At 72.9% G+C, this 26,366-nt stretch carries 29 protein-coding genes; 24 read left to right on the plus strand and 5 right to left on the minus strand.

Annotation, left to right across the window (positions count from 1 at the left end; all coding sequences use genetic code 11):
• Positions 1-125: 125 nt before the first annotated feature.
• The 8 genes from ACFXDE_RS28745 to ACFXDE_RS28780 all read left to right on the plus strand — a co-directional run bounded on the left by ACFXDE_RS28745 (position 126) and on the right by ACFXDE_RS28780 (position 4,562).
• Positions 126-1,109: a hypothetical protein gene (locus ACFXDE_RS28745; RefSeq protein WP_380497579.1), complete on the plus strand. Its 984-nt coding sequence runs from the start codon at positions 126-128 to the stop codon at positions 1,107-1,109.
• A gap of 162 nt (positions 1,110-1,271) precedes the next feature.
• Positions 1,272-1,553, plus strand: coding sequence for a hypothetical protein (locus ACFXDE_RS28750; RefSeq protein WP_380497580.1), 282 nt, complete (start codon positions 1,272-1,274; stop codon positions 1,551-1,553).
• Positions 1,507-2,034 carry a DUF6879 family protein gene (locus ACFXDE_RS28755; protein ID WP_380497582.1) on the plus strand — a complete coding sequence of 176 codons (528 nt, stop codon included), beginning with the start codon at positions 1,507-1,509 and terminating at the stop codon, positions 2,032-2,034. Before ACFXDE_RS28750 ends, ACFXDE_RS28755 begins: the two co-directional genes overlap by 47 nt.
• A gap of 38 nt (positions 2,035-2,072) precedes the next feature.
• The gene (locus ACFXDE_RS28760) at positions 2,073-2,921 is read left to right on the plus strand and encodes a helix-turn-helix domain-containing protein (protein WP_380497584.1); all 849 of its coding nucleotides are present in this window, start codon (positions 2,073-2,075) and stop codon (positions 2,919-2,921) included.
• Between the two features lie 151 nt (positions 2,922-3,072).
• Positions 3,073-3,225, plus strand: a complete 153-nt coding sequence (locus ACFXDE_RS28765) for a hypothetical protein (protein WP_380497585.1) — start codon at positions 3,073-3,075, stop codon at positions 3,223-3,225.
• Positions 3,222-3,434 (plus strand): hypothetical protein, encoded by a 213-nt coding sequence (locus ACFXDE_RS28770; protein WP_380497586.1) that lies wholly within the window; start codon positions 3,222-3,224, stop codon positions 3,432-3,434. The genes ACFXDE_RS28765 and ACFXDE_RS28770 overlap by 4 nt, the downstream gene beginning before the upstream one ends.
• Positions 3,418-4,104 carry a phytanoyl-CoA dioxygenase family protein gene (locus tag ACFXDE_RS28775; protein WP_380497587.1) on the plus strand — a complete coding sequence of 229 codons (687 nt, stop codon included), beginning with the start codon at positions 3,418-3,420 and terminating at the stop codon, positions 4,102-4,104. The genes ACFXDE_RS28770 and ACFXDE_RS28775 overlap by 17 nt, the downstream gene beginning before the upstream one ends.
• Positions 4,105-4,136: 32 nt before the next feature.
• Positions 4,137-4,562: a hypothetical protein gene (locus ACFXDE_RS28780; RefSeq protein ID WP_380497588.1), complete on the plus strand. Its 426-nt coding sequence runs from the start codon at positions 4,137-4,139 to the stop codon at positions 4,560-4,562.
• A gap of 64 nt (positions 4,563-4,626) precedes the next feature.
• On the opposite strand, the gene ACFXDE_RS28785 is transcribed toward ACFXDE_RS28780, so the two are convergent.
• The 3 genes from ACFXDE_RS28785 to ACFXDE_RS28795 all read right to left on the minus strand — a co-directional run bounded on the left by ACFXDE_RS28785 (position 4,627) and on the right by ACFXDE_RS28795 (position 7,228).
• Positions 4,627-5,859, minus strand: a complete 1,233-nt coding sequence (locus tag ACFXDE_RS28785; protein ID WP_380497612.1) for an MFS transporter — start codon at positions 5,857-5,859, stop codon at positions 4,627-4,629.
• 239 nt (positions 5,860-6,098) lie between these two features.
• Complete coding sequence (locus ACFXDE_RS28790) at positions 6,099-7,013, minus strand: DNA ligase (protein WP_380497589.1); 915 nt, start codon at positions 7,011-7,013, stop codon at positions 6,099-6,101.
• 14 nt (positions 7,014-7,027) lie between these two features.
• On the minus strand, positions 7,028-7,228 hold the full coding sequence (locus ACFXDE_RS28795) for a hypothetical protein (RefSeq protein ID WP_380497590.1): 201 nt from the start codon (positions 7,226-7,228) through the stop codon (positions 7,028-7,030).
• A 105-nt stretch (positions 7,229-7,333) separates the two neighbouring features.
• Between ACFXDE_RS28795 and ACFXDE_RS28800 the strand changes: the two genes are divergently transcribed.
• Both ACFXDE_RS28800 and ACFXDE_RS28805 read left to right on the plus strand, forming a co-directional pair.
• Entirely contained in the window at positions 7,334-7,975 is a 642-nt protein-coding gene (locus ACFXDE_RS28800) for a hypothetical protein (RefSeq protein ID WP_380497592.1), read from the plus strand.
• On the plus strand, positions 7,972-8,718 hold the full coding sequence (locus tag ACFXDE_RS28805) for a hypothetical protein (RefSeq protein WP_380497593.1): 747 nt from the start codon (positions 7,972-7,974) through the stop codon (positions 8,716-8,718). Before ACFXDE_RS28800 ends, ACFXDE_RS28805 begins: the two co-directional genes overlap by 4 nt.
• A gap of 62 nt (positions 8,719-8,780) precedes the next feature.
• Here the strand turns inward: ACFXDE_RS28805 and ACFXDE_RS28810 are convergent, their stop codons facing one another.
• Complete coding sequence (locus ACFXDE_RS28810; RefSeq protein WP_380497594.1) at positions 8,781-9,614, minus strand: hypothetical protein; 834 nt, start codon at positions 9,612-9,614, stop codon at positions 8,781-8,783.
• A gap of 595 nt (positions 9,615-10,209) precedes the next feature.
• On the opposite strand from ACFXDE_RS28810, the gene ACFXDE_RS28815 reads away from it, so the two are divergent.
• The 6 genes from ACFXDE_RS28815 (at position 10,210) to ACFXDE_RS28840 (ending at position 13,344) form a co-directional block, all read left to right on the plus strand.
• Complete coding sequence (locus ACFXDE_RS28815; protein WP_380497595.1) at positions 10,210-10,818, plus strand: RNA polymerase sigma factor; 609 nt, start codon at positions 10,210-10,212, stop codon at positions 10,816-10,818.
• On the plus strand, positions 10,815-11,531 hold the full coding sequence (locus tag ACFXDE_RS28820) for a hypothetical protein (RefSeq protein ID WP_380497596.1): 717 nt from the start codon (positions 10,815-10,817) through the stop codon (positions 11,529-11,531). Before ACFXDE_RS28815 ends, ACFXDE_RS28820 begins: the two co-directional genes overlap by 4 nt.
• 112 nt (positions 11,532-11,643) lie before the next feature.
• Entirely contained in the window at positions 11,644-11,808 is a 165-nt protein-coding gene (locus ACFXDE_RS28825) for a hypothetical protein (protein WP_380497597.1), read from the plus strand.
• A 102-nt stretch (positions 11,809-11,910) separates the two neighbouring features.
• A complete protein-coding gene (locus ACFXDE_RS28830) occupies positions 11,911-12,405 on the plus strand; it encodes a hypothetical protein (protein ID WP_380497598.1) in 495 nt (164 codons plus the stop codon).
• 133 nt (positions 12,406-12,538) lie between these two features.
• Positions 12,539-13,045 (plus strand): hypothetical protein, encoded by a 507-nt coding sequence (locus ACFXDE_RS28835; RefSeq protein ID WP_380497599.1) that lies wholly within the window; start codon positions 12,539-12,541, stop codon positions 13,043-13,045.
• Positions 13,045-13,344: a hypothetical protein gene (locus ACFXDE_RS28840; RefSeq protein ID WP_380497600.1), complete on the plus strand. Its 300-nt coding sequence runs from the start codon at positions 13,045-13,047 to the stop codon at positions 13,342-13,344. Before ACFXDE_RS28835 ends, ACFXDE_RS28840 begins: the two co-directional genes overlap by 1 nt.
• 374 nt (positions 13,345-13,718) lie before the next feature.
• Here ACFXDE_RS28840 and ACFXDE_RS28845 read toward each other — a convergent pair whose 3' ends face one another.
• Positions 13,719-13,949 carry a hypothetical protein gene (locus ACFXDE_RS28845; protein WP_153471760.1) on the minus strand — a complete coding sequence of 77 codons (231 nt, stop codon included), beginning with the start codon at positions 13,947-13,949 and terminating at the stop codon, positions 13,719-13,721.
• Positions 13,950-14,283: 334 nt separating this feature from the next.
• On the opposite strand from ACFXDE_RS28845, the gene ACFXDE_RS28850 reads away from it, so the two are divergent.
• The 8 genes from ACFXDE_RS28850 to ACFXDE_RS28885 all read left to right on the plus strand — a co-directional run bounded on the left by ACFXDE_RS28850 (position 14,284) and on the right by ACFXDE_RS28885 (position 25,254).
• Positions 14,284-14,907, plus strand: a complete 624-nt coding sequence (locus tag ACFXDE_RS28850) for a DNA-binding protein (protein ID WP_380497602.1) — start codon at positions 14,284-14,286, stop codon at positions 14,905-14,907.
• Positions 14,908-14,912: 5 nt separating this feature from the next.
• Positions 14,913-17,141 carry a hypothetical protein gene (locus ACFXDE_RS28855; RefSeq protein WP_380497603.1) on the plus strand — a complete coding sequence of 743 codons (2,229 nt, stop codon included), beginning with the start codon at positions 14,913-14,915 and terminating at the stop codon, positions 17,139-17,141.
• On the plus strand, positions 17,138-17,836 hold the full coding sequence (locus tag ACFXDE_RS28860) for a helix-turn-helix domain containing protein (protein WP_380497604.1): 699 nt from the start codon (positions 17,138-17,140) through the stop codon (positions 17,834-17,836). Before ACFXDE_RS28855 ends, ACFXDE_RS28860 begins: the two co-directional genes overlap by 4 nt.
• A gap of 120 nt (positions 17,837-17,956) precedes the next feature.
• A complete protein-coding gene (locus tag ACFXDE_RS28865) occupies positions 17,957-20,320 on the plus strand; it encodes a Helicase associated domain protein (RefSeq protein WP_380497605.1) in 2,364 nt (787 codons plus the stop codon).
• Between the two features lie 87 nt (positions 20,321-20,407).
• Positions 20,408-21,391 (plus strand): hypothetical protein, encoded by a 984-nt coding sequence (locus ACFXDE_RS28870; protein WP_380497606.1) that lies wholly within the window; start codon positions 20,408-20,410, stop codon positions 21,389-21,391.
• A gap of 201 nt (positions 21,392-21,592) precedes the next feature.
• Positions 21,593-23,068 (plus strand): serine/threonine-protein kinase, encoded by a 1,476-nt coding sequence (locus ACFXDE_RS28875; RefSeq protein ID WP_380497607.1) that lies wholly within the window; start codon positions 21,593-21,595, stop codon positions 23,066-23,068.
• A 187-nt stretch (positions 23,069-23,255) separates the two neighbouring features.
• Positions 23,256-23,663 (plus strand): hypothetical protein, encoded by a 408-nt coding sequence (locus ACFXDE_RS28880; protein WP_380497608.1) that lies wholly within the window; start codon positions 23,256-23,258, stop codon positions 23,661-23,663.
• 1,378 nt (positions 23,664-25,041) lie between these two features.
• A complete protein-coding gene (locus tag ACFXDE_RS28885; RefSeq protein ID WP_380497610.1) occupies positions 25,042-25,254 on the plus strand; it encodes a hypothetical protein in 213 nt (70 codons plus the stop codon).
• The last annotated feature ends 1,112 nt before the right edge of the window (positions 25,255-26,366 follow it).

Here is a 26,366-nt window from a genome sequence, read left to right on the forward strand (position 1 = left end):
CGACGCTCTCAACGGCCGGACAACCGAAGCCAGACAAGCCGGCCACTGCCTCCGGCTCGACGAACGGATTGCGGTGAAGCACTCCTCGAGCGGCCCTGCGCTCCGCAGGCCAGTGCCAAATGCCCGTGCTGTACGACGCGCTGAACCTCTACGGTGACGGGGTGACGATTCCGTGGACCCCTCTGCCCTACCGCGATGGCGGCACCACTCCCCTGCGCGAGGACGTTCCCGCCGCCCTGGAGACGCCGCTGCGGGAGTGGCTCCACGATGCCGTGCTGCGCCACGGCGGGGACGTGTGGCAGAGGGTCGCGATCCGCTGCGACCTGGCCCTGAACACGGAAGACGACTCCGACTACAGCGACGTCGACTACCCGGAGCGCCTGGCCTACTGGACGCCGGTGGAGCGGCTGCTCGAGGCGATCGACGCCCTGCTGGACCTGCTGCCCGTCCCTGCGTCGACCGTCATTCCCGCCCGGCTGGCTCCCCCGGCCGCTGACGTTCCGAGAGCGGGTGCGCTGCTGACCATGGCGGCCGGGATGAGCGCGGTGCTCGCCCAGCAGAACACCGTGAGCCGCAAGCCGCTGCAGCGGCTGCTCGACGACGCGCGCTCGCGCTACACGGTCCGGCCCGACGGCGGCGCCCTGGTCGCCCGCGTCGATCCGGCCATCGCGCGAACCTTGCAGACCGCGGCCGAGAGCGCGGACCAACCAGAGCGGGGATCGGCCTCGGAGCACCTGCGCGAGGCGATCACTCAGGCTTACGCCCTCACCCCGGACCCAGTGAAGGCTTATAGCGAGGCGATCAAGGCGGTGGAGTCGGCGGCCCACGCCACCGTGCAGCCCAACCACGGCCGGGCGACGCTCGGCACGATGCTGGGTGAGATGCCGAAGATCGCGCCCAAGCTCGTGTTCGAGATCGAGGGCTCCGACCCGCAGGACGGCATCGAGATGGTGCGCCGGATGATGCTGCAGCTGTGGGACGGCCAGACCAGCCGGCATGGCAAGCAGCGCCCCACCCGAAAGGAAACCCCGGCCGAGGCCAAGGCTGCCGTTCACCTCGCCGCGGTGCTGGTCCAGTACTTCAGCTCCGGGGCGATCCGCCGGGCGTAGCGGTCGCGGACGGCGGGCCTTGGGCGGAATCGGCCAGCCCCGGCCCCGGGCCCGCCGTACGGCGCTCCGCCCGGCTGCGCCCGCACGCCCTTGACGGCTCATCAGCCGAGCGGAACGGTGGAGGTGCAAGGATCCGCAACCGGCTTGGCAGGAGGAGCGGTCATGGCACTACGGTTCAGGGGCATCGACCCGGACACACCCAACGGTGGCTCTCCGACCGTGTGGCTGGAGGACGAGAAGGCGGAGATCGTCATTCAGGGCTGGCTGCCCGACATGGAGATGTACCGCGTGATCAGCGAGACCGAGTGGGTGGAGGGTCACCCCACCGGCGTCCCGGACCACGAGGGTGTCGTCCGGATCCCGGTCCGGATGATCCCGTTCCTGCGAAAGGTGTGCGATGAAGCCGAGCGTGCCGGACTTTGGCGCCCTGCTGAGGAGCGCTGAGCGCTCAGCGTGCCACCTGGAGATGCGCGACTCCTACATGGACGACCCGGTGTTCGCCGACTGGCGCGCAGGCCTTCCGGTCGAGCGGCCCGAGGCCTACGACCTGCCCGAGGAGTACACCGCCTGGGCCGCCCTGGTGCGGGAGACGGTCGGCCGCGGCGTGGTGATGCGCCGGGCCCGGATCGTCTCGGAGCCGGTCACCGCCTACATCCGGTGGGAGCACGCGATCACCGAGCGGCACAACGTCGCGCTCGGCGAGCAGGTCCGCTGGCTGCCCCGCTCGAAGGCGTCCGACCTCGCGCTGCCGGGCAATGACCTGTGGCTGGTCGACGAGCGTCTGGTCCTGTTCCACTGGTTCACCGGTGACGGGGAGTGGGCCGGCCACGAGGTCACCGAGGATCCGGCCGTGGTGAAGATGGTGACCGGCGCCTTCGAGGCGGTGTGGGAACGGGCCGTCCCACACGCGCAGTACACCGTCTGACCCACCCGTCCACCACCACCCGCCGGGCAGCCAGCACCATGTCGTCGTCCCCGTCGTCCAGCGTCATCGAGGCGCGCAAGGCGCTCGCCAACCGCCTGGTCGGCCTGCGCAAGGACGCAGGCCTGACCGGCGACGAGCTGTCCGCCCGCTGCGGGTGGCACCCGGCGAAGACCTCCCGGATCCAGAGCGGCAAGTCCGCCCCCTCCGAGGACGACCTGCGCGCCTGGTGCGCGGTCTGTGGCGCCGGCGACCAGGTCCCCGACCTCATCGCCGCCGCCCGCGCGGTCGACTCCATGTACACCGAGTGGCGCCGCATGGAGCGCACCGGCCTGCGCGCCGCCCAGGAGTCCGTGGCCGCCCTCTACCGGCGCACCGGCCTCTTCCGCGTCTACGCCAGCCGCGTCATGCCCGGCATGGTGCAGACCCCGGAGTACACCACCGCCGTGCTGCGCTCGATCCAGCGCGAGCGCGTTGCCGTGGACGACGTCGAGGACGCGGTCGAGGCCCGGGTGGAGCGGCAGCGGATGTTGTTCTCCGGCCGGCACCGCTTCGGCCTGCTGATCGAGGAGTACGTGCTCCGCGCCGCGGTCTGCGACCCGGCGACGATGGCCGGTCAGCTCGGCCACCTGCTCGCCGTCTCCTCCAGCCCGTTCGTCAGCATCGGCATCATCCCGACAGGACCGGGCCGGCCGCACCTGCCAGTCGAGGACTTCTACATGTTCGACGACGCCGAGGTGGCGGTCGAGCTGACCTCCGGATACCTGCGGATCACCCAGCCGCGCGAGATAGCCGAGTACGTCCGCACCTTCACCGACCTGGCATCCATGGCCGTCCGCGGGGTGAAAGCCCGTCAACTGATCACCGCCGCCATCACCGCACTGGAGTGACAGAGCGCAAGATGGCGCAACTTCGTTGAGCACTCTTGGCGGCGCTCCCTACCGTCGTTGATGCCGCCCGGTGCGAGGACTCGACCGATCCCCCTCGGCACCGCGGACGCCCCGGGCGGCGCCCCACCCTCCGACGCCCTGGAGTACCGCCATGCCCGCGAGCAGACCGCAGCTTCGACAACCCGGCGGCGACCTGGTGGTGACGGCCGGCGGCAGGACGGTGGTCCGCATCGCCAACCAAAGCATCGCCTACCGCCGGGCCAGGCTGCTGCGCCGGCTGCACCTGCGGGGGTCGCTGCGATGAGCAGTTCCGACTTCGTGCCGCTGGAGAAACGCCGGCGGGGTCTGACCATCCGCTCGTACCGCATCGCGCCCGACGGCACCCGGTCCGACGACACCGGCGTGGTCACCGTCGACCCCGACGACGTGAGCGCCTACGCCCACCACCCGGCGGCGACCTGGCCGATCTGCCGCTGCCCGATCCACGGAGGCGACCGTGCTCACTCAGGTTGACGGCATCCTCGGCCGGCGCGGAATGAGCTCGCCCATCGTGTGGTCGATGTCCGGCGCAGCGCGCGGCCGCGCCGCGCTCCTGGTCGCCGAGCACCGCGTGAGCGGCCAGGAGATCGTCCGGAACCCGCACCTCACCGAGGACTGGGCCGAGTACGCGGTCCGCTCCCCGAACCTGCTCGCCGCGGTCCGGGCCGTCCTCGGGCCGGACGTCGCGGTGGAGAACACGTTTCTCGTCGTGAAGTGGCCGGGCCACTCTTTCGAGATTCCCTGGCACCAGGACGGCATCGGCGCCCGTCTGGAGCTGCACCCCGAGCGGTCGGTGTCCGCGTGGCTGGCCGTCACCGACGCCACCGCGGCCAACGGGTGCCTCGAGGTAGCCCCGGGCTCCCAGTCCGCCGGCTACCTGCCCGTCGAGAAGGAGGCTGCCACGGGCGCCGACCGCGGCCGGGCCGACCAGGCCCACGGCTTCACCCCCGAGACCACCATCCCCGTGCCGCTGCGCGCCGGCTGCGCCGTCCTGATGGACAGCCGCCTGGTGCACCGCTCCGGCACCAACACCAGCGACGGCGCCCGCATCGGGCTGAACGTCCGCTACACCGCGCCGGACGGCATCCTGCGGCGCGACCCCAAGAGCCCCAGCGTCGTGCCGATCAGCGGCACGGGCTGGTAGTCCGCCAGGACAACGGAGAGGAGAGCACCACTGTGACCATCCTCGACACGCTCGACCTGACGACCGCGGTGACCCGCGTGCGCGTCCTGACCGGGGAGGACGCCGACGCGGCCCGCCGCGCCGACAAGACCCCGATCGGCAAGTCCGACTGCACCTACTACTGCCCCGACGCCGCGACCGCCGAGCGGTGCATCGAGGCCCTGCGCGAGTCCGACGAGCGGCTGCGCAGCCGCCCGGAGGAGCTGATGCTCTGGGACTGGCAGTGCACCTACTGGGAGCCCGAGCCGGGCAACCCGAACGGCGGCGGCACCGTCCTGCTGGGCGTCGCCTGGTACGACCCGGCGTTCTTCGCCGACCGGCGCGACGCCTGGTTCGGCGCGATGCACCAGCGCATCTACCAGCAGCTGGGCATCCCGCTGGAGGACATCACCGTCACCCACTGGTCCCTGATCGCGTGATCTGAGACCACCAAGTGCGAAGGGCCGGACTCCCGCACCAGGAGTCCGGCCCCGCCGCATGCCTTCAGCCGCCCACGCTCTCCAGCACCGGCTCGGCGCCCGGCAGCGGCGTGCGGGCCTTCGCCCACCACACCACGACTGCGCACCCGGCGATGCCCACCACGGCGGTGGCGACGCCGCCGGCGGTGAACCCGGCCCTCGGGTGGGCCGCGGCCAGCGCGGGGATCCCGGCCATCGCGAGGGTGCCCATGGTCCGGATGACCGTCTGGTCGAGTGTCAGCAGCCGCCTGCGGGCTGTCGGCGGGAACTGCGCGAGGTGTGTGGACAGCGACACCGCCAGGAACGGCGAGACGGCCCCGTATGCGGCCGACACCGCCACCAGCTCGGTGACCGTGCTGACCGACCCGGTCACCGCCATCAGCGCCCCGGACACCGTCCACGCGGCGCAGTAGAACAGCGGGAGAGAGTTCGGGAGGCGGACGTTCCCGGCGATGGCGTTGCCGACGATCGACCCGGCCCCGGTGGCGGCCAGCATCACGCCGTAGGTGCCGACCCCGCCTCCGAGCCGCACCGCCACCAGCGCGGGCATCACGATCGACACCGCGCCCGCGAAGATCGCGATCCCGTGCACGGCCAGCACCACTCCGGTCTCCGGGTGCGTGCGCACCAGGGCTCGGGCCCGCAGACCGGCCTCGGGGACGGCGGCGGCGCCTGCTGGCGCGGGCTCCCGGTGCGCGGCACCGGCGCCGAGCAGGGCCAGGGCGACGGCGGAGAGCGCGAACGTTGCCGCGTCCAGCCAAAACAGCCCGGCCATCGGCATCACGGCCAGCAGCACGCCGGCGGAGCCGGGACCGGCGACCCGAGCGATCCGGTTGGTCGAGTCCATCAGTCCGTTGACGGCCTGCACCTCCTGGGGTCGAACGAGGTCCGGCACCAGGGCGCCCAGGTTCGGGTCGAACAGCGCCCCGCCGACCCCGAGAAGAGCGGCCGACACCAGCAGCCCCGGCGTACCGAACACCTCCCACATCCATGGCAGCCCCACGACCAGCACCATGCGGACCAGGTCCACCCCGGCGAGCGAGCGCAGCGTGGTGAACCGCTCCATCACCCGCCGGCCGATGGTGCCGAGCACGATGTAGGGCACCGACTCCGCGATCGCCACCAGGCCCATCGCCGCACCGCCGGATCTCTGCCACGCGAGCCACATCACCGCCAGCGCGTACAGCCGGTCGCCGAACACCGACGCCGTCTGCGCGCTCCACAGGAGAAGAACCGGGCCCCGCCGCAGCAGCCGCACGTATTGCAAGATCTTTCGCCCTCCGGAAAGCACGAAGTCCCGGCAGCAGGCGCGCCACCGGGAACTCCCGTAACCCTAGGGCAAGTTGAAGATCACCTGTCGCAGACTCCCCGGTCGCCCCACGCACCTGGCCCGACCGTTGAGTGCCGCCCTTGAGCGATCAGGCCCCGTGCTGGCAGGTCGTTCGGCCGGGCGAGCGTGAGCCGACAGGCGGATCGAACGGCGCCACGCCCGTGCCCCTACTCCTGCGGGCGCAGGCGGACGTAGCGGACGGTGCTGTGGCGGCCGCTGCCGACGGCGACCTCGACGAGCGGGGGTTCCCCGGTGACGGTCCACGTGGAGGGGCTGTCCGGCGGGCCCGGCTCCAGCCGTCTGGCGAGGGTGTCGGCGATCGGCCGGGCCTGGACGGGGGTGAGGCGTGGTGTGGTGACGGCGGTGCTGCCGTCGGGCAGGCGCACCAGCAGGGCCTGCGGCCGCCGTGGGGTCCCGGTGATCGCGATCAGCTGCGCGTCGGTGGTCTCGCTGTGGCGGATCTTCTGCCACGCGCCAGCGCCGTGGGTGGGGCGGTAGCGGGTGTCCAGCCCCTTGGCGACGATCCCTTCGATGCCCATGGACTGTAGGCCGCGGTACCAGTCGGCGGCTTCTGCCCAGCTGGTGGTCGCCATGCAGATCTGCAGGGGCGGCCGGGCTCCGGCGAGCGCCATCTCCAGCGCCTCCCACCGTTCCCACAGTGGCAGGTCCCGGATGTCGCGGCCCGGCAGCGCGAGCGCGTCCCAGGCCACGTACAGCACCTGCGTGCCGGCGGCGGCCCGCGCAGCGGGGGAGCGCAGCAGCGCGGTGAAGTCCAGCCGGCCGCGCCCGCCGCTCGATCCCTCGTACGCGACGATCTCCCCGTCGAGGACCAGGCCGACGGGGAGCGTGGCCAGCGCCGGAGGCAGCTGAGGGAACCGGGCGCCGAGGTCGTTGCCCCGGCGCGACATCAGGCGGACCTCGTGGCCTTCCAGCACGTGCGCCGTCGCCCGGATGCCGTCCAGCTTGATCGTGTACTGGGTCCCGCCCGGCAGCGCGTCCTCGGCCGGCAGTACCGGGACCGGCACGGGCTGCATCACCTCCACCGGCGGGCGCAGCAGCACGGGACTGCGGGTGCGCGGCACGCCTCCACCGCCTCCTACCTGCCGTCGTCCACGAGACGGCCCGGGCCGAGGCCGAGGTAGTAGGCGAGCGCCTCGGGAGCGCTGTCGATCATCGCCTGCTGCTCCTCCTCGGTGGGACGGTCCCGATCGAAGCATTCGAATGAGCACGCGCCCCAGGGGTTCCAGGCCGTCGTGCGGCCGCAGGCCTCGCAGGTCATCGTCGCGGTCCCGGCCATGCTGCACCTCCGCCCGGTGGGCTCCTCTACTCCACGGTAGGCCGCGTCGGAGACGGTCGGAGCTGACGTTTGATCACTCGAACCGGATATCGAACAATTGTTCCCATGACCGAAGCTGTGCCGTTCTCCCACCCCGCGCGCCCGCCAGCGCAGCCCGGGGACGCCGAGCGAGCGCCCCGGGAGCTGATGACCCTGCCCGGGTACTACCGGGACACGCGGCGGTGGCGCCTGGTGGAGATCCGGGTGGGAGGCGGCTGGCGGCCGGCCATGCTGACCGTCTGGCGGCGCCCGCCGGGCAGCGCGGTGTGGGTGGTCCACGTGACCTGGGGCGCCGATGACGCCTCCTGGGGCTGGTTTCTGTTCGACGAGCGCACGGTCAGGCCCATGCCCGAACCACAGGACGACGCTCCGGCCGGGCCGCCGTTCTTCGGACGATGGCGGGACACCACCATCGTCCCGGCCGAGCTCGCGGGCCAGCCCGCCCCGGACGGGGCCGACGGCTGCTGGCGTCTGGCCTGGGTCCGCACTGGTGGCCGGTGGCGCTCGGCCCTGGTGACCGCTCGGCGTCGGCCCGGGCCGACGATGCCGTGGATCATGCACGCCCGCTGGGGCGAGGACAGGTCGGCGGCCTGGCTGGTCGCCGACCCCGTCACCGTCCGTCCGGTCACCGCCACCGTGCCGGAGACCGCCGAGTCCTGCACGGATGGTTCGTCGGAGCCGGCGGGAGCCGCAGAGGGATCGTCGTGAGCGCGCGGATCGCCGCCGTACCGGACACGGCGGCGCCCGACCGCGGTGAGCGGCTGGCGGTCCTGCTCGAGGAGACCAGCCCGGCCGCCCGCCGCGCCCGCGTCGAGGCCGCCTCCCGGCCGGTCCTGCCCGCGCTGGAGCCGCTGCTGCCGGACGGCCGGCTGCCGAAGGGCGTGGTCGTCGAGGTCTTGGACGCGAGCCTGCTTCTTGCGGTGGCGGCGGGGCCGGCCGCCGCGTCGAACACCTCGTGGACTGCGATCATCGGCTGGCCCGAGGCAGGGCTGGCCGCTGCCGCGGCGTACGGGATCCCACTGGAGCGCACCGTGCTGGTGGACGGGCCCGGCGACCACTGGGTCGAGGCGGCCTCGGTCCTCGCCGATGCCTGCGAGACGATCATCCTGCGCCCTACGAGCCGGCCCGTGCCGCGTCAGCTCGCCCGCCTCGAGCAGCGCCTGCGAACCACGGGCGCCACCCTGCTGGCCCTCGACCCGTGGCCGGGTACCGCCGAACTGCGCCTGACCGCCGGGAACGCGGTGTGGTCCGGCCTCGGCGACGGCTGGGGGCAGCTCACCGGCCGCCAGGTCGACGTCCGCTGCGTCGGCCGGGGCCGCGCCGCCCGGCCCCGCGAGGCGTGTCTTCTCCTGCCGGACGAGCACGGCGGCGTGAGCGCAGCGGCACCCGCGCCGGTGGAACGGCTGCCCGGAGCGGGCGACGCCGTCGCGTCGGTCGCCGCTCTGGCGTAGCACAGGCGCCCGGCCCGCCGCGACCACTCGGTGCGCCCCGGGCGGAGCCAGCCGATGGCGTGTCAGGTGAAGTCGTGGAGCCGGGAGCCGTCGACGAGCGCCAGGTCGAACACACCCACCACGCCGAGATGGTCGGCGTAGTCGTGCTCGACCGTGCGGTAGTCCACGATCGCCGGGGTGAGCGCCGGGGTGGCGTGGAACTGGTCGACTCGAAGCCCGCCGTGTTTGCCGGTCGCCCGGCGCAGCGCGGGGTCGTTGCGTTGGTCGGCGAGGTGGGCGGCGACGTCGGTGAGGTCGGCGTCGCGCAGTGTCTGGCCGACGATGCGGTTGCTGACCCACGGGTCGCCGGGGTGCTCGCGCCGCTGGCAGCGGGAGGCCCGGTTGTAGGGCTTCACCCGGGTCCAGTCGATCTCCGGGTCGGTGGCGGTGGGGTGGTTGATGTCGCCGCCGATGAGGCCGATCCCGCCGTGGCGGTAGACCCGGGCGGAGAGGATCTGCGCCTCGACGGCGGCCTGCTGCGCGGAGTAGGGGATCAGGTGGGCGCTGACGGCGACGAGCGGGGCGGGCAGGCCGGCGGCGATGCCCCAGGGGGCGATCCGGGCGGCGGCGTAGCCGTGGTGCAGTTCGGAGGTGTACCGGGTCTCGATGTCCTTGACCTGGAGGTGCGCGGGGTCCCAGGCGACGGCGACCGGCCGGTTGCGTGACGGCGCGACGTACAGCTCCATGCCGAGCGCCTCGCCGGCGGCCTTGGCCTCGTCGGGATCGGCGAGCCAGTCGACTTCCTGGAGTAGTAGGAGCTGCGGGCCGACCTCGCGGATCACCTCGACCAGCCCCGCCCACCGGCCGGCGCCGGCGCCGTACTGGACGTTCTGGCTCATGACCGTCAGCACGGACACGCCGCCCCCTTCCCACCGCGGACGGTCCGCAGCGTGGTCGGCACGCTACCGGCCCGAGCGTGCCGTTCGGACTGGAACCCCGCGGGAGGTGCCAGGCAGATGACTGAGAGGTCCGCCGTGCGCAGTGGCGCTGGCTGACGGGGTGTCGGTCAGGTCGGGGAGGGCGTCAACTCGTGCACGGAGCGGGTGAGCGGGTTCAGGCAGGAGATCCGCACACGCATCGAGTGACGCTAGTCACATTGGTGACTCATCGTAGCCGATTGAATACTGGACAGTAATAAGCGAATCGGCCTGTCGTCGCGGCAGGCATGGGTCGCCGGCATGCGCACTCGTCACACTCCGTCCCAGAAGGCGATCTTTCCGTGAAATCCACTTAGGCCATATGCGTGAACCAGGGTGCTCCTTTGCTTGTCTGGAGGTGGGCCACAAGGTGGCTTCGGCGTGCGGAAACTGACGCCGTACTTGACCGAAAGAGTGAGATGGGCACCCTCTGCGACACGGCTGCGCCCATCCAGCCGGTCCGCACCAACGTGCGCTTGCGGCCGGTGCTCAGCCCGGCGGCGGCCGCAGCGCACTCCAGTTCGGGAGCGCTCCGGTGAACGACGACACCTTCGCGGGCAGCGAGATTGGACCCGCCGTGCACGAGCCCGTGGACCTCCCGCTGGACTTCGAGGCCTACTACTTGGTCAAGCAGCGGACGTTCCGCCGGTACGCCGCCGAGATGATCGGGGACCCCGCGGTCGGCGACGAGGTCTCGCACGAGGTGTTCACCCACCTCGCCCACAACTGGGCCCAGGCCCTCGCCGCTCCGGACTTCGAGCAGCACACCTGGGGGATCCTGGCCGGCGCGGTCATGTACCGGGTCCACTGGCTCCAGCGCGAGAGGGACCTGGCCGCCCGGCTCAGGGAAGCACGCCGAACGCTGAAGCAGATGCACCAGGCCCTCGCCAGGATCGAGGGCGGCGCCGGCCTCTACACCGCCCTGGCCGAACTGCCGACCCGCCAGTGCGAAGTGTTCGTCCTGCGCACCAGCATGGGCTACACCGCCGAGTACAGCGCGGAGATCCTGGGCATCCACCCGCGGACCGTCGACTACCACCACCGCCGCGCGCTCGCGGCCCTCGACCGACTGCTGACCGCCCGGCACGTCCTGCGCTGCACCACCGCCGTACCCGGGCCCCGCCGCGAAGGAGCCGACCGATGAAGCCCGAGAACCTCGACCACCTCCTCGAGGCCCCCGCCGACGGCGAGCCCGACGACTTCGACGTGCCCGCCGCGCTGCGCCGGATCTCTGCCGACGTCGCACGGATTCGGCGGGGTAAGCAGCCGCCGCCCGGCTGGTGGGCCGAGCAGGACCGGGCCCGGCGGTGCCTGGAGACGGTGGTGGCCGCGGAGATCGGCACCACCCGCCTCGCCCGGATCACCGATCTCGCCGATCTTCTGGACGACCCCCGGCACCCGCGCGACCAGCGTGTGGAGGACATCACCCAGGAGATCGAGGGGTTCCGGCTGTTCGGCTGCCTGCTCCACTACACCGGGCACCCCGTCAGCGCCGAGTTCTGGTGGAAGATCGGGGCAGGGGCCGGCGACCACACCTCTGCCTGGTGCCTCTACCTGCACCACCTCGGCCGGGGGGAGATCCGCGAGGCCCGGCTGTGGTTCGAGCAGGCCGTGAGTGTCGACGGGGACCTGGGGCCCGGTGTCCCGGTGCCGGCCGTGCCGGAGATGCCCGACTACTTCCGCACCGCCCCCATCGTCATGGACACCCGCACCGCCATGCCCTCCACGCCCTCCGGAGCCCTGGCCGTCGAGGTCGACCGCCTGGTGATGCACACCGGCGACGACACAGACGGTCTCGTCCCCTGCCCCGACCGCCGCCTGGCCGACCGCGTCGAGGAGTACGCGGGTCTGCGCTGACCCGGTCCGGCGAAGCCGGCCGCCGGCGCCGCCCCGGCTGCCCTGCCTGCCCTGTCTGCGGTGCCCGGAGGCCGGGCGCCGCCTTCCCCCCCCAGCCGAGGAGAGGCCCACGATGTCCACCGTGCTCCAGCACGCCGCCCTCATCACCGCGGCCAGTGCCGCCTGGTACGCGCTCGCCGTCACCACCGCCGCCGTGACCGCCGTCGTCGCGCGCAGCGACGCCCGGCGCCACGACGCCCGCGAGGTCCTCAAGGTCCTGGTCCGCCGGACCCGCTGACCAGTCAAACCGTCGGCCCCGGCCACCCCGTGCGGTGGCCGGGGCCGAGCGCTGCCCGCCTGCTCCTGGCGCCGGATGGTGAGCGTCCGTCACGATGACGGCATGACGCTACTGCTGGACGTCCTCCTGGACCGGCGCAACGAGGCGGAGGCCGGCCCGCCCGGCTGGCAGCCGGCCTGGGACCGCGCCCTCGACCTGCTCGCCCCGCACCTGCGGGGCTGGACCATGACGGTCGACGGGCCGATCCTCGCCGACGGCACCGCCGCGCTCGCCCTCGCCCTCTACCTGCTCTCGCACCAGACCGGGCAGGATCCGGCCGCTGTCACCCGCGCCCAGGTCGAGGAGCTGCTCGACCGCCACGGCGGCACCGACTACGACGTCGCCCCGCGCTGGGAGAAGATGCTGCGCGCGGCCGGGCACGCCCTGGAGGACCCGTCGGACCCGGTGTCGGCCTGCTGGCGGCAGCTGCGCGTCGACAACTCCCCGCCCGAGGACGCCAACGAGGAGCACGACTTCGACAGCTTCCGCCGGTGGGGACCGGGCTACATCGAGGGCCTGCGGCACGCCCTGGCACCCCGGTTCGCGGTCCAGTTCTGACAATGCCGTCGCAGGCCGACCGGGCCGGCCCCACTTGAGCGCGGTCAGCCCGGTCGGCGCGCGCCACCGGCAGCCACGGAGACAGAGCGCCTTGGCCTGGTCACGCGATGTGCTGGTCCGTCAGGATGGGGCCATGACGCTACTGCTCGATGACATGGCGGCCCGGCGGGACGCTGCGGCGGGTGGCCCTACCGGCTGGTACGAGGCGTGGGACCGCTCGGTGGCGCTGCTGTCCCCGTTCTGGCGGCGCGACATGCCGTACGGGGCGACCTGGTACATGGAGAACATCGTCATGGCCGACGGGTGCGCCGCCCTCGCGCTCGCCCTCTACCTGATCACCCGCAAGAGCGGCCTGCCGGTCGACGCCGTCACCCTCGCCGAGGTGAAGTCCCTGATCGAGGGCCCGGGACTGACTTGGGGCAACATCCCTGGTCGCTGGGAAGACGCGATCCGAAGCCTGGGCCACAACCTGGAGGACCCCGACGACCCGGTCTCGGCCTGCTGGCAGGAACTGCGCCTCGACAACACCCCGCCGCCCGACGCCCCCGACGAGATCACCATGGACATCACCCGGCGGTGGGGCCCGCGGTTCCTGGAGGCGCTGAACGTCACCTTCGGCCGTACCCAGGTCAGCTTCTGATGTCGGTGCAGGTTGGGATGCTGGCGGGCATGGACGACGAGGCGCTGATGCGGGGCCGGGTATACGGGATGGACCACGACGCGGACTTCGGCCCGCAGCCCGGCCACGAGTACCGGGAACTGTGCGCAGGGCCGCTGGACGGTCTCCTGCTGGACGTGACCGGCTGGGATGCCGAGCAGCTCGCCGACGGCGCCGCGCTGGCCACCGAGATCGGCCGGTACGGCGCCGGTGGCCGCGCCCACTACGAACCCCGCCCCGCGGATCCGTCCCGCTGGGACTGGAAGGGCGACACCCCCTGACCCACGCCGGGACCAATCCCGGCAGCAGCGCGACGCCCGCTTACTCACACTGGAAACAGGCTGGTCCGCGCCCGGACCCCCGAGCGGGCAGCGGACCGGCTTCTCTCACCTGCGTGCCGCGTTCTGGCCCGGCGGCCGTCCGCTGGCGCTCCCGGATGGCATGTTCGCGGCCGAAAGTCTGCAGGTCAAAGCCCTGGCCATCGGCTGATCGGCGGGTCTAGCATTCCCGGCACGGCGGCCCCACCACAGCACCACCGGGCCGCCGGCCAGAGCAGCCGCGCCGCGGCTCGGCGCTGCTTGCCTCCCACCGGCCGGGCCCGTGGAACGTACCCCCCGCCGTTCCCGGGCCCGGCCGGGCTGCGTCTCCCCGCGAATCAGGTCGTCGGATCAGCGACGGTGTCCGGGCGGGCGGCCTGCTTGAGCTTCATCTCGGCTTCGTGCCGGTTCCCTACCGTGGCCCAGTGCGGGTGGGCGTACAGCTCGGCGCCGACTGCGGCGAACGCGGTCCGCTTCTCCTCGGTCGGATCGGCGGCCCAGTCGGCCTCGGCGGTGTACCAGCGGCGCTGGAGTTCGAGCAGGTCAGCGGGGAAATCAGCTTCGGTCACCGGCTCATCGTAGGTCGCACACCCGTACGGTCGGCGCGCGCCGTCCCGGACGGGACAGCTGGCGGTCGAGGCTCACTGGAACGGCCCCCAGCCCGAAGCGCGCGCGGCCGTCGCGGTTGTTGCCGCCGTCGTGGGCCTTCGGCTGGCGAGGAGTCATCTTCTTCACCCTCCTTCCGGGGCTGGTAGCCGACCGCAGCCTCACGGCGGAGGGCGGACCGCTTCCAGGCATGCTTGTACGACTTACTAAAAAGGCGTGGACTGTGTCGGAGGGGAGGCGTAGAGTCGCCCTAGCGTTTCAAGTTAGGTGAATAGGCGTGGAGGTCTGGGTGTGTTCGTGACGACCGGTCAAGCCGGGACGGCGCTGGGGTGCTCGATCCCGACGGTGAAGAAGCTGATGGCCACCGGCGTGGTCCCCGGGGTCCGCGAGCAGGGCCGGCAGGTGTTCCCGCTGGCCGCGCTCCAGGCACTCCAGGCCCGACCTGCCGCCGACCTGACCGTGCTCGGCACGGCCGAGGTCGCGGTGCTGCGCTCGGACGCCCCGGCCCGGGTCGACGAGCCGGACCGCGACTGGATCGGCTTCGGCACCGCGCTGGACCAGGCGCAGCTGCTGGCCTCGCTGTCCGGCTGGTGGCGGTGCGACCCGGCCCGCGTCGCGGCCGGCGCCGTGCTGCCCGTGACGGTCGCCGGGTTCGTCGTCGCGTTGCTGACCGGCCTCACCGAGTGGGAGTCCGACGGCACGGTCGGCACCACCGGCCGGTTCCGCTTCCCGAAGGCGCGCATGGCCGGCTACCTGACTGACCTCACCGCCCCCGCCAACGCCGCCGACCCCACCGACCCGGAAGACGCCCGCCTGGCGGGCCTGCTGCTCGGCACCCGCCTGGCGTCCGTGTCCGGCGGCCCGATCGCCTACGTCGCCACCAACCCGACCACCGACACCACCACCGACGAGGGGGAGTAAGCCTGATGGACCGCAAGACGTACACCGCGAAGGTCGCCGAGCTGCGCCCGCTGCGCGAGGAGATCGGCAAGGCCGAGAAGACGGTCGCGGCCGCGCAGGCCGCGCTCGACAAGCTCAACCAGCAGCGCGCCCGCCGGATCACCGAACTCGCGGGGTACGAGGGCGCGAAGGCCGACGCCATCGCGAAGGCCTCGGGTCTGTCGGTCGGAGACGTCGTGCGGATCGCCCCGCTGCTGGACCCGACCCCGGCCGCCGTCCGCGCCGCCAAGACCGACGACCAGGCCGCCGCCGCCGCTGCGCCCGCCCCGGCCCCGGAGGCCGAGCCGGTCGCCGAGCCCGCCGCCGCGGTCGCCCCGGTGCTGGCCCGCCCGGCTCCCGTACTCGAGCAGCCGGCCCCGGCCGCCCCGGTCACCGAGGTGCCGACCGAAGTCGAGGACCAGGCCGTCGCCGAGCAGCCCGCCCCCGCCGCTGCGCCGGTCGTCCCGGCCGCTTCGGTCGCTCCGGTCGCTGCCTCGCCGCGTCCGGTGGTCGAGGCCGGTCCGCGCGAGCTGCCAACCCTCCCCGAGGGCCCGGCCGGTGCCCGGTACGAGGCCGTCACCACGGGCTTGGTCTCCAAGCGCCCGAACTTCACCCAGCAGGCGCGCAGCACGGTGTTCCTGGACGCGGCGGCCGGTGTGCTGGCCGTGCGCGACCAGACCGTGCGGCTCGACCTCGGCGCCCGCACGCCCGGGGAGATCCTGGACGCCGTCCTCGCGGCCGCGCCCGGAACCGAGCGGATCTACATCACCGCCGGCGCCCCGTGGCACGACGGCGCCGAGCGCTACTCCACGCTCAAGGACGCGGTCGCGGCCTGGCTGAACACCCCGAGCGAGCGGTGGACGACCGCCGTCGGCTCCGGCCGGGACAAGCTCGCCGGGCACTTCGTCCACCAGCGCCAGCCCGTCGGCCGCTACGCCCCCGCGAGCGCGCCGGACAGCGGCACCACCGAGATCCGGAGCATGGGGGAGTGGTTCGACCCGGACGGCGCCGACGTCGTCACCTGCCGGGACGCCTTCCGGCTGCTGTGGCAGGCGCTGCGCCGCCACTGGGACGACGCCGTGCTCATGGGCTCCCCGAGCCAGACCGGCCGGGACCTGTGGTCGCGCACCATCCCGACCACCGGCAAGTGGGCCGGCGGCTACCCGGTGCTGTCCGAGGAGCTGCGCGGTCTCCTGCACGCCACCGGCGGGCAGGGCCGCACCGAGCTGATCCTGCCGCCGCGCGTCCCGGAGCAGCTCCCGGCGCTGGTCGAGTACGACCGCACCTTCGCCTACGCGAAGCACCTGTGGAAGTCGCCGGTCGGCACCCCGCGCCGGATCACCGCCGCCGCGTTCGCCGCGATGACCGAGGCGGAGCAGGTCAAGGCGCTGATGTCCTGCTCGCACTGGAACGTGCGCGTGACCGTCCCGGCCAGCTGGAACCACGTCGGCCTGCTGCCCGCCCCGGTGACCGGGGACCGGGCCTGGGTCTACCCGTCCGAGCCCGGCGCCACCTTCACCACCTGGGCGGGCGGCGCCGAGGTCCACCTGGCGCTGTCCAACCACCTGATGCCGTGGAAGGTCGAGATCCTCGGCGGGCTGCTGTTCGAGGACGGTAAGCCGCTCGACGAGTGGGGCAAGCGCCTCAAGTCGGCCTGGGCGGACCTGACCAACCTCTCCAAGCTGCACGGCGACGAGCGCCAGCGCACCGCCGCCTACCTCGCCAGCCGCGCCGTCCGCAGCGTGCTGCTGTTCGGCCTCGGCGGCTTCGCCCAGCGCCCGCGCCTGGTCTCCGGCACCACCCCCATCGGCGAGACCCTCCCCGCCGGGGTGGAGATCCTCGGCCAGGACAACGAGGTGGTGACCTGGCAGCGGCAGGCCGGCTTCTCCCGCGACCCGTACGCCCACCCCGAGTGGGCCGCCTACGTCTGGTCCGGCGCCCGGGCGGCGCTGCTGGACATGAAGTACCGCCAGGGCAAGGAGGTCATCGGCTACGCCGGTGCCCTGCACGCGAAGCCCGGCACGGTCGTCTACTTCGGCACCGACGGCATCGCCCTGACCGAGCGCCAGCCCTGGCCCTACCGCGGCGAGCCCGGCGACTACCTCCTCAAGGGCCACCTGACCGGCCCGGTGGAACACCCGACCAGCCAGGAGCAGTACCTCAAGCTGCGCGGCCTGGGCCGCGCCGAACTCGCCGAGAAGGGAGCTGACCAGTGAGCCCGGCCGACCCGAACAACCCGAACGAAGCCGCCCGCCTGACCCAGGAGCTCATCGACCAGGGCTACACCAAGCGCCAGGTCGCCAAGATGCTGGGTCGCGACGCCTCCCTGGTCTCGCAGTTCTTCACCAAGGGCAAGGGCAAGGCGTTCGTCGGTGCGCTGCGCCAGGTCGTCCGCGCGGTGCGCGGCGGCGAACGCGACACCGAGGCGCTGTCCGGGATCGCCGAGGCGAACACCAAGCGGCGCACCACCAAGACCGGCCAGAAGGCCCGGGTTCGGGGCAAGGACGTCGTGGGCGAGGCGGGCGGCTCGATGGCCGGCCGGGCGGGGAAGCAGGCCATCAAGTCCGGCGCCTCCCACCTCGCGCCGGTGGTGCACGAGACCGGCCAGGCCGGCGGCCGCCTCGCCTTCACCGTCCGGATGAAGGCCGACCAGTACGTCTACAGCGCGGGCTCGGAGAAGGACTCCGGCGGCATCCGGCGCGGGTTCATCCCCCGCTCCGACGGCACCGAGGAGCGCACCTACGGCTCCGCCAGCACCGGGGGCTTCGACGCCGCCGAGTGGTCCCAGCGGGTCGCGGACCACCACGGCGACGTCACCGAGGCGATGCGGGCCTGGCTGGTGGAGACCGGCCGCGCCGTCGAGGACGCCGACATCGCCTACCTCGAGGTCCGCGGCTGGATCCCCGAGTAGGACCGATACGGCCTCTCCCCATCCATGACCTGGCCCCGGGGAGAGGCCGACCGCCCGACCCTCCCACAGCCCCGCCCGCACCGCCCCTGCCGTCTCAGCATCCGAAGGAGAAGCACAGCCGTGGAGACCACCACCGCCACCGCCGAGCAGGACGTGCCGGCCGCTCTGCGCGCCCAGGCCGTACCGCCGCTCCCGGCACAGCCTCTGGGTACGGTCAACCCGTTGCCGCTGCACTGGTTCCAGAAGGACGCCGTCGCGGCCGCGGTGCGCGAGGTGAAGGACGGCGGCCGGGCGACGGTGGTCGCGGCGACCGGCTCCGGCAAGACCCTGATCGCGGCTGGCTGCGCCCGGCGTCTGGCGGCGAGGGGCCGGGTGCTGGTGCTGGTGCCGACGATCGAGTTGCTGGAGCAGACGGCGGAAGCCTGGTCGTTGCGGGGCGGGCGTCGGGGTCTGGCGGTGGCGGCGTGTTCGCGGGAGGAGGCGCTGGAGAGCGCGGAGGCCGGTGGGCGCGTCCACGCCCAGGTGACGACGAAGGCCCCGCGGATCGCAGACCTGGTGTCCGCCGAGAAGGCCGGCGAGCCGGTGACCGTGTACGCCACCTACGCCTCGCTGGAGCGGATCGTCCAGGCTCACCGCGACTTCGGCCTGTCGGCCTGGGACCTGGTGGTCATCGACGAGGCGCACCGCACGGCCGGTTCGGAGGGCAAGGCGTGGGCGGCGATCCACAACGACGCGGACGTGCCCGCGAAGCGCCGGCTGTACTTCACTGCCACGCCCAGGATCGCGGACGACCGGCGCGCGAAGGACGGCCTGGCCGACCTCGCCGACGCCGATGGCGCTGAGAAGTTGCCCGTGCTCTGCTCCATGGACTCGGAGGAGATCTACGGCAAGACCTGTTTCACCTGGACCCTTGGGCAGGGGATTGAGCACGGCTACCTCGCCGACTACCGGGTGCTCGTGCCGGTGGTGACGGACGAGGACCTGCGCGAGCTGCTCAACCTCCCGGCCGTCGCCGACCTGCGCTCCCAGCGCTCCAACGAGGAACTGCTGCGCCTGGCCCTCCAGATCGCCGTGCTGCGCGCAGTCGCCGACCTCGGCCTGCGCCGCGTGATCACGTTCCACTCCCGGGTGTCGGCGGCGCGGGAGTTCGCGGGCACCCTGTTGGAGGCCTCGGAGCTGCTGGAGGACGCGGAGCGCCCGGAGCGGATCTGGGCGAAGGCGGTGGCCGGCACCGACCGCCTCAAGGACCGCCGGGCCGCGTTCGCGGACTTCAAGGCCCACACCGGCGAGGACGGCGAGGAGTGCGGCATCCTCTGCAACAGTCGCCTCCTGACCGAGGGCATCGACGTCGCCGCCGTGGACGCCATCTGCTTCGCGGACCCGAAGTCGAGCGTCATCGACATCGTCCAGGCAGTCGGCCGCGCGCTGCGCCAGTCCTACCGCGAGGGCAAGGTCTCCTGGGTCATCATCCCGGTGTACCTGCCGACGCCGGAGGTCGGCGACGACACCGCCACCGCGCACCCGGCCGAGGTCCACGACGCCGGAGAGGCTGTGAAGGCCGAGGCCGACGCCGAGATCGAGGCCTCCTCCTTCCGCACGATCTGGCGGGTCCTGCGGGCCCTGGCCGCGCACGACGCCCGGGTGGTCGGCCGGATCACCGAACTGCGCGCCAGCCGCTCGCAGGGCACCGCGCACACCACCGCGGCCAAGCCGGCCGAGGGCGAGGGCGAGGGCGAGGCGGCCGAGGCAGGGGAGGGCGAGCAGCCAGCGGCCCCGGCCGAGTCGCCGATCGAGTGGCTGCGGATCAACGCGAAGCAGCACGCGGCGCGGATCCTCCAGACCGTGAAGCTGCGGGCGTTCAACCCGCGCGCGGTCGAGTGGCAGCGGATGCACGCCGTCGCAGCCAGGTTCCACATCGAGCACGGCCACCTCGACCCCACCGACCGCGAGAAGCACGCCGAGCTGATCTCCTGGCTCACCCGCCAGCGCCACCTGAACGGCCAAGGCCTGCTCGACGCCGCCCGCGTCTCGGAGCTGGACGCGCTCGGCATGATCTGGTCGAAGAACGCCAACGCCTGGGAACGCGGCTACGCCTATGCCGTCGCCTTTCACCGCCAGCACGGCCACCTGGCGATCCCGGCGACCGCGAAGCTGGACGACTACGCGGTGGGCGCGTGGATGCGCCGCCAGCGCAAGGCCGACAACCTCACCAAGGACCAGGTCGCCAAGCTCGACGGCCTGGACGAGCTGTGGCGGCTGGAGCCGGACTGGAACCGCTCCTACCGCCGCCTGCTCGCCTACCTCGCCGCCGGCGGAACCCTCGACGGCCCGGCCAACCGCACCGGCGGCGAGGCGGACCCGACCTTCCGCCCCGGCACCTGGCTGCGCAAGCAGGACAAGGCCCGCGCCGAGGGCAAGCTGACCGACCACCAGACCGCGCTCCTGGACGCACTCACCCGGCACGCCGAGACCGTCACCGGCTGACCCGCCCCGTAAGACCCCGCCGTCCCGGCCCACCCGGGCCGGGACGGCTGTCCGTACCCCGCTCCCGACTTCCGGAGGCACCGCGCGATGACCGACACCACCCGCCCCGACCCCGCCGCACCCGATCGGCTGGAGCTGGCCCTGTACAGCAGCCGGCCCGCGCCCGCCGACCGGGACCTGGGCCGACCGATCCTCGACTCCCCGCCGGTACGCGGCGCGATGTGGCTGCGCTGGACCGGCCACGACGGCATCCGCACCCTCCACCAGGGCGCCGACCTGGCCCGCGGCTGGACCGAGAAGGACGTCGACGGCCTCAACGGCTGGGTGGCCCTGGTGGATGGCCGGGTCGTCCTCGGCGCCCGCCCCGGCCTCGCCGTGCCGGAGCCCGTCGTGCACGCCGAGGCGTGGCAGGCCGGCGCGACGCTCCACGCAGCCCTCGCCCAGCACCCCGCCCGCACCCCCTTCACCCAGGACGAGCACGGCGACCAGGAGCACGGGCTCCTCGGCGACGTCCGCCACCGGGTCCGCCGCCGGGCGGCCGGGATGACCATGGAGAACCTCCAGCAGGCCCTGCACCGGGCCCGGGAGGACGAGCGCGCCGCCGACCGGTACGCCGACGCCGGCCACGAGACCGCCTACGCCACCGCGGCCGACGCCCTGGCCGAGTGGCAGCGCGTACGCGACCACACCGCCGAGACCCGGGCAGAGCGCTACGACCCCGACTACGACACCGCTCTCCAGAACGCGCTGCGCCGTGAGCGCCACCGCCAGGACGTCGCCGAATGCGCCCGCGAGGCCGCCCACCAGGCCCGCCAGACCACCGACGCCGCCCACCGCCGCCTCGCCGGCACCGCCGCCCAGCCCCTCTACACCGCCCTTGACCGCGCCGGCCTCCACGCGCTCACCGACGCCGACCACCAGGCCGTCCGCGACCTCACCCGCCACGTCGACCCCGCCACGCTGCGCCAGGTCATGAGCTGGCTGGAGCGCACCCGCACCGCGGCCTTCGCGCTGCGCGGCACCGAACAGTCCTCGCCCGTCCGGCCCGTCGTACGGCGACGCCAGTTCTGACCGAGCAGCAGGCCGTGCTCCTGGACGCCCAGCGCACCGTCTGACCGGGCGGGACCGACGGCGCTGACCACCACTGGGTGGCCAGCGCCGTCGCCGTGCCGGTGCCTCCCACGGGATCAGGGACTGAGAAGCGTCGGTGCTGTCCGGGATGATGGATGGAGGGGCGCGACCGCGCGCACAGGTGCAAGGCAGGGTGGGTAAGTGGAGAAGCTGAACCTGAATCAGACGTGGGAGCTGGGGGAACCGTTGGACAGCGACCCCGGCGGCTTCGGACGGGTGTTCCTGGCCCGCTCCCCCGAGGGGGAGGAAGTGGTGGCCAAGCTGGTCCGCAAGGAACCCGGCGCGGAGCGCGAGATGCTGTTCGACGGCGTGGGCAAGCCCAACGTCGTCCCGATCCTCGACAGCGGCGAGCACGGCGACGACTGGGTCATCATCATGCCGAGGGCCCAGAAGTCGCTGCGCCGCCATCTTGAGGACAGCGGCGGCAAGCTCCCGCTGGCGGAGTGCGTCCAGGTGCTGACGGACATCGCCACTGCCCTGGACGGCCTGGACGGCGACATCGTCCACCGCGATCTCAAGCCGGAGAACGTGCTGCTGCTGAATGGCATCTGGTGCCTGGCGGACTTCGGCCTTGCCCGCTACGCGGAAGCCGCGACCGCCGCCGGCCTCTACACCCGCAAGGACGCTGGCACCGGACCCTACGTGCCCCCGGAGCGGTGGCGCATGGAGCGCGCCACCACTGCCTCGGACGTCTTCGCGTTCGGCGTGATCGGCTTCGAGATCTTCTCCGGCAGTTGGCCCTTCCCCGGCCTCGACTTCCGCCACCAGATCCTCCACGACAACGCACCGCGACTGGCCGACGCACCGCCCCTGTACGCGTCCCTGATCGGTGCGTGCCTCTACCGCGCGCCGCAGGCCCGTCCTACTCCCGCCGACCTCGTCACCAGGCTCGCGACCCTCGGTGGCCCGCCGTTGGCCGGCGGTCTGGCTGCCCTCGCCCAGGCGAACAGCGAGCAGGTGACCCGCACCGCTGCGGCCCAGCAGCAGGAATCCCAGCAGCGCACGGAAGCGGACCGTCGTGGCGACCTGCTCGAGGCGGCCGAAGAGTCCCTCGAGGTGATCTCCGATACGGTCCTTGCCGCGCTGGCCACCGCCGCCCCGGCCGGCCAGGTCACCCGCCGCCAGCACGGCGGTTGGAGCTTTGCCCTGGGCGGCGCGGAGCTGACCTTCGACCAGGCCGATGGGATGCTCCCGCAGTCATGGACCGGCGGCGGCTCGGCGCGGTTCGACGTCATCGCCCACACCTCGATCACCCTGAGCGTCCCGCCGAGCCGCAGCGGCTACCAGGGGCGCAGCCACTCTCTCTGGTTCTGCGACGCCCAGACGGCCGAGCAGTACGGCTGGTTCGAGACGGCGTTCAGGGAAAGCTCGTTCGGCGGGCAGCGACAGCCCAGGCCCACTGCCCCCTTCGCCCTGCCGCCCGACGCGGACGCTCGCGCGGCCATGAACTCCGGCATGCATGCCACACAGTTGGCGTGGCCATTTACGCGCCTGGAACCCGCCGACCTGGACGACTTCATCAGCCGCTGGGCGGACTGGCTGGCCCGAGCAGCAGACGGCCAGTTGGCCTTCCCGCCCAGCATGCCGGAGCGCCACACCCAGGGAAGCCACCGGTAGGAGTCGAGCGCCTGCCCACGCCCAGCATCAATCGTCGGCAGGCACAGCACGGCAGCTGCGGCCTGGACGGGCCCCCGGGGCCTGCTGCCCCTCCGTTCCGCGCGCCCCAGCCGGTGACCTCTGGCTGGGGCGCGCTGCTTCGTCGTCAGCGCCGCTGTCCACAGCCGACCCCGGCCAGGGTGGCGCCATGACGACGACGAAGAAGACCACAGCGCCCTGCCAGGCCCACGCCGCCGACAGCTGGGGCAACTGCCCGGTGGCAGAGCTGCGCACCGTCCAGACCCGGCTCCTGGCGCTGCTGGAGCGGTATGCCGACGGCCCGCTGAGCATGGGCTACCGGTTCAGCCCGGACAAGACCACCCAGCAGGCAATCTGCCTGCTCGCGGCTCTCCTGAACGTGGCCCCCAGAGCCGTACGCCGCCACGCCCGCGGCTCCCGCTGGCCCGCCGGCCGCAGGCTGCGCCAGGCGGTGAACTACCGGACGGAGGAGGAGTTCTGTCCCGCGCGCCTGGCCGAGCGGGCAGCGAAGCAGGCCCGGGCGGAAGCGGCGGATGCCCGGCGCCGAGCCGCGCGTGCGAGCCACGGAGAGAAGTAGCTCATCCCCCACCGCTGGGTGTGACCTGTTGGTGTTGTGGGGCGTGGAATGGCCCTACAGGCTGGGTTGTCTGGACCTTTGGTTGGGCGTGTTGGGGGCGGTCGGTGGGTGGTGGGTGGTGGTTGTTTTGGTGACTGTGTGTGGTGGCGGGGTGGGGTCGGGGGTCGGGTCGGCCCGCTCGGGGGGTGGGCTCGGTGTTGTGGGCTGTTTTCGGGGGTGAATTCCGCCGATAATTCCGCCCGGTTGTTTTGGCGGATTGGTTGCCGGTGGCGGTCTGAATTCGGGTTGGAATTGTGGTGGCGGGGGTGGTGGCGGGGGTTGGTGTTCGGTTTTGTCCGGGGTGGAGTTGCCGGGTCCCCGCGTCGTCCGGGCCTGCTGCGCCCTGCTCGGCCGCCGCCGTCCAGGCCGGGGTGCCGCCGTCCCGGCCGTCGTTCGGGGTTGTGGGGGTTGTGTCATTGGGGTGCTGTTTTCCCTGGTGGTGGGGTGTTCTGTGGGCCTGTGGGGCCTGTGGGGCGGCCGTTGCGGTCGTCGTCCGCCTCGGCTCGTTGCGGCCGCCGTTCGGGTCTGCACCGCCGTCCCCGGTGGTCGTGCCCTTGCCTGCCTCGCTGCGCCCTGTCCGGGTTCGCTGGGCCATCGTTCGGCATCGGGTGGGCACCTCTCGTGGTTCTGGTCGTTGACCGTGGCATGGATGAGGACGAGTGGGACGAGTACGTGGACCCCGACGACGATCGGCCGCTCCCGCGCTGCATCGAGTGCGGGCGGAACTGGGGGCACGCCGCAGGGTGTGACATCGCCCGGCGGGAGGCCAGCGACTGGCCACTATGAGCTCCCGAGGCTGACCCGGTCGTCCTGGCCGGCCGCCGTTCCGGCGGGGCGGTTGGGTGGCCGTCAGGCCGCCCCGGGGGCTGTTCTGGTGGTGTCCGGGAGACCGTCCCGGTGGTCGTCCTGGTGGTGGGTGGGGGTTGTCGCGCTTGCTGTCGCGTGCTGCTGTCGTGTGGGGTGCTGTCGCGTGTTGTGACGTGGGCGGATACCCCTCAACCGGTGTGTGTGGTCCGGGCGCGACAGGTGGGTGCGACAGGGGGCCGGGGTGGGGCCGCGGCTGCTGCTGGGGTGGTGGTTGCTGCCGGTGCCGGCGACCGCCAGGTGCCGGTTGTCCTGGCCGCGGTCCGGGGTCGCCGACGCCGTCCCGGGTCCGCCGTCCGGGGTACGGCCGGGACGGCGGCCGCTGTCGGGGCTGGCCTTCTCCTGGTGGTGGTGTTCGGTGGCCGGGTGGCCGACTGCAACGCGGGGTGCAACGCGGTGTTGCGCGGGGGTGCAACACGGGGCCGTGTTGCGGGTCTGACCAGGTGTTATGTGGTTGGGAGGGGCCCGGCTGGGCGTGTTGCACCTGCCGTGTTGCACCTTCCGCTCGGTCCGCCGGCCCCGGCTGCTCCCCGCCGTCTGCGCTGCCGTGCTGCTGCGCCTAGCCGCCGTCCGGGCCGCGCCCGTGCCTGGCCTGGCTGCCGTCCTGGTCGGCCGCCAGGCCGTCCCGCTGCGCCCGGCCTGGCCGTCCTGCTGCCGGTGGCCCGGGCCCGCCCTGGTGGTGGCCTGACCGCCCGTCCTGGCCGCCGTCCTGGCCGTACGGGCTTCTGGGTTGCCCGGCCGTCGCGGGCCGCGCTCCCTGCCGTCCTGGTCCGGTGTTCGGTTTGGTGTCGCCGTCCTGGGAATTGCTCGGTTGCCGCTGGGCGGGATTTTCTGGGCGGTCGGGAAGGGCGGTCGCCGTGTCGGTGTGGAGGGCCGTAGGCCCCTTTTCGGCGTGCCCGAATTCGATTCCTCACCGCTGCGCCCCGGAAGGGGTAAGGATTGCCGCCTGAAAGGGAGAGGAAGGGAATTCGCATTCCAGCCGCAAGTGCGGCCGGACAGAGCCGGGATGGACGGTTGCCGCGAGGTTGCCTGTTCGTCTCCAGCGCCCGCAGGGGAACCGGTACGATAGAGCTGTACGAAAGCCGGTGAAACGCCGCCGGATACGCTTCGGATTCCGATCCGGAGTCTGCGGTTGAGGGCCTGTCAGGGACTGCCGCACGGGGCGCCCGTGAGGGCCCGCCACCCGGGCCGGAGAGGCCTGAGCCGGACCGGTGCCCCCAAGGTGCCTCCCGAGGGCCGCAGGCCCCGCCCCGGGGGCGCCGGATGGGCCGCCAGCCCAGCAATCAGGCGGCGGACCGGCCACCGGCCGGGCCCGGGGGAGGGGCCCGGGGGTGAGGTTGTGACTGATACCCGAAGTCCGCGACACATCGTCAACGCCGAGGGCCGCAGGCCCCGGCCGGCACCCCCGCCCGATCGGAGGGATGGCCTACTACCCGAATTTCGCGTCACATCGTCAACGCTCACCCCCGGGCGCAGCCCGGGAAACCCTGCCAGCAAACCGGCCCGTAGGGCCGTGAAAACACCAGCCCAACAAGACGGGAAAGTCGACCGATTGACGGGCCGTAGGCCCGGAACAAAAGCCACCGGAAAGGCGGAGCGCAGCGACGCCAGACGCCCGCCCCAACGGCGCGTGCCGCGCCCACGAATTCGCCACCGGCGAATTCCCCCAACCACCCACCCACCCGCCGAGGCGCAGCCGAGGCCACACCACGCACGGTGACGGCGCAGCCGTCACCCCCCGGCTGACGCCGCGTCAGCGGCGCCCCGGCCGCCAGGCCGGGGGTAAGGCCCTTTAGGGCC

Source organism: Kitasatospora sp. NPDC059408 (assembly GCF_042751525.1).
Lineage (GTDB): Bacteria > Actinomycetota > Actinomycetes > Streptomycetales > Streptomycetaceae > Kitasatospora.